3 protein-coding genes are annotated in these 2,422 nt (G+C 57.5%); all 3 read left to right on the forward strand.

What is annotated here, in order from left to right:
- Window positions 1–30: 30 nt before the first annotated feature.
- A complete protein-coding gene (locus tag WBF74_RS13385) occupies window positions 31–879 on the forward strand; it encodes a LysR family transcriptional regulator (protein WP_424440741.1) in 849 nt (282 codons plus the stop codon).
- Complete coding sequence (locus tag WBF74_RS13390; RefSeq protein WP_424440743.1) at window positions 876–1,370, forward strand: DUF6306 domain-containing protein; 495 nt, start codon at window positions 876–878, stop codon at window positions 1,368–1,370. The genes WBF74_RS13385 and WBF74_RS13390 overlap by 4 nt, the downstream gene beginning before the upstream one ends.
- 194 nt (window positions 1,371–1,564) lie before the next feature.
- The coding region (locus WBF74_RS13395; RefSeq protein ID WP_424440745.1) for a flavodoxin domain-containing protein at window positions 1,565–2,422 on the forward strand (858 nt) is incomplete at its 3' end.

A 2,422-nucleotide genomic window follows, 5' to 3' on the forward strand; every position in this document is an offset into this window, starting at 1 on the left:
GGCTTACACGAGACACCGGAAGCCAGATCCATGGATATCGACGTCGCCCGAACATTTCTTGAAGTGGTGAAGACGGGCAGCTTTGTCAGTGCGGCTGCCAATCTGAATCTCACGCAAACGGCTGTAAGCGCGCGCATCCGCGTTCTTGAAGACAAGCTGGATCGCCCGGTTTTCATTCGAAACAAGGCAGGCGCAAAGCTCACCCCCGCAGGCGAGCAGTTCATGCGATTTGCCACGACGCTTGTTCAGGTGTGGGATAGGGCGCGTCATGCAGTTGCACTGCCGCCCGGTCGCGACACGGTGGTAACGATCGGCGCAGAGCTTAGCCTCTGGAGTCCGCTTCTCCGTCATTGGCTCCTTTGGATGCGGCGCGAATGTCCCGAGATAGCCGTCAGCACACAGATTGATACTTCCGAGCGACTGATGGAGCAGGTACAGGATGGATCGCTTGATGTGGCGGTCCTCTATGCCGCAAAGAGCAGGCCCGGTGTCGTCGCTGAATTGCTGTTCGAAGAAAAACTGGTTCTCGTGCGCACTACACCCGTCAACAAGCCGCTCGCTCCGGAGGACCGGGTGCAAATAGATTGGGGGGATGAATTTGCCGCAAGCTATCAGGCGGCCTTCCCCGATCAGCCCAATGCGGTCGTTTCCATCAGCTACGGCCCACTCGCTCTCGACTACATTCTGGCTACAGGCGGATATGGATATTTCCGCAAGGGTTTCATCCGCTCCTATCTGGAAGAGGGGCGGCTTGCTCTTGTGCCGAACAGTCCCGAGTTTTCCTATTCCGCCTATGTCGTTCACTCTACGAAGGCCGACCCGGGTGTGATGGCACGGATACGCACTGGCCTGCGCGCAGCCGCGGAAATCGCAATATGAGCGATGAACCTGCCTCGCCAGTCTGTTATGCGTCGGAAGCTGATGATGTCTATATGGGCTTTCTACCGCGTGAAGAACTTGTCACCCGCCTGAACGAACTATTGGAAGCCGAGCGGGCAGGTGCGCGCGTTGCGATAGCGAGCAGTGAAGGGGTTTCCGGTACGAACTATGCTGCCTTGCTGAAAATCATTCGGGATGATGAACTGCACTGGTGCGCCATGCTGTTCCGGCAGGTGAAGCGACTGGGTGGCGAACCGTCGCTGAAATGTGGCGCCTTCTATGACAAGGCGATGGCGATTGAGGATCTGCCAGACCGACTTCGTTTTTTGAATCGCGGTCAGGCTTGGGTCGTACGAAAGCTCGAGGAATTGCTTCCGCAAATACGAGACGATGAGCTACATGCCGATCTGCGTGAGATGCTGGATAGACATGAGGCGAATATCAGACGGGCGGATGAGTTGATGGACAGGGATGCACCGCCTGCGTCGTGAAACAGCGCCCGGCTTCGTATTTAAATGCAAAATTTTGCAGGTAAAGAAAAATAATATGCGTTTGTCTTATGCCATGAAAGACCGCACATGTGCGGCAAACGAAACATGCTTCGCTAGAACCACGCCGTAAAAAAGCCGCCGCAAGGTGTTGATGGGCGCGGGGAAGAGAAGCGTATGCTGAGGTACCCGCGCAAATGACACCGCCGGAGCAACCGCTTAGCTCGGAACAATTACGGCTGCTGAAGGAGCTGACGCAATCGCTCACCTCTACGCAGGCGCGCTGGCTGAGTGGCTATTTTGCAGGGATGGAAGCAGGCATGGGCGCTGGCGTGGCCGGGGAGCCCGCCGTACCCGCCGCTCCGTCCGCGCGAAAGCTCACCATTCTCTATGGGACAGAGACGGGTAACGCTGCCGAATTGGCGCGCGGGCTGGAAGCGAAGCTGAAAGAAAGGGGATTAGCCTGCACCCTTTCTGACATGGCGGATTACAAACAGCGCCAGCTCGGTCAGGAACAGGATGTACTCATCATCGTGAGTACTTATGGCGAGGGTGATCCACCGCAGCCCGCCACAGGATTCTTTGAGTTTGTGGAAGGTCGCAAGGCGCCAAAACTGCCCGATGCCCGCTTTGCGGTACTGGCACTCGGCGACTCCACCTATGAGTTCTACTGCCAGGCGGGCAAGCGGCTTGATGCCCGCTTTGAGGAGCTGGGCGCGAAGCGGCTCAGCCCCCGCGTTGATTGCGATGTTGATTATGAAGATGCTGCCGCTGCGTGGATGGAAAGCATCGTCTCGCAACTTGCGGCGGAGGAGAAAGCGGCGGCGCCCGTCGTCACGATTCAGACGGCAAAGAGCAGCGCTGCGGCTTCGTCTTACGACAAGCGCAACCCTTTCCCCGCGCAGGTGCTGGACAATATCGTCATTGTCGGCCGCGGTTCGACCAAGGAAACGCGCCATCTCGAATTTTCTCTTGAGGGATCGGGCCTCACCTATGAACCGGGGGATGCGCTGGGCATTGTTCCATCGAATGATCCGGCGGTCGTAGCCTTGCTT

Origin of the sequence: Parvibaculum sp., assembly GCF_049672805.1 — a bacterium.
Classification (GTDB): Bacteria; Pseudomonadota; Alphaproteobacteria; order Parvibaculales; family Parvibaculaceae; genus Parvibaculum.

Coding starts and splice junctions, on each gene's coding strand:
- WBF74_RS13385 (WP_424440741.1), top strand. CDS start 31: ATGGATATCGACGTCGCCCGAACATTTCTTGAAGTGGTGAAGACGGGC.
- WBF74_RS13390 (WP_424440743.1), top strand. CDS start 876: ATGAGCGATGAACCTGCCTCGCCAGTCTGTTATGCGTCGGAAGCTGAT.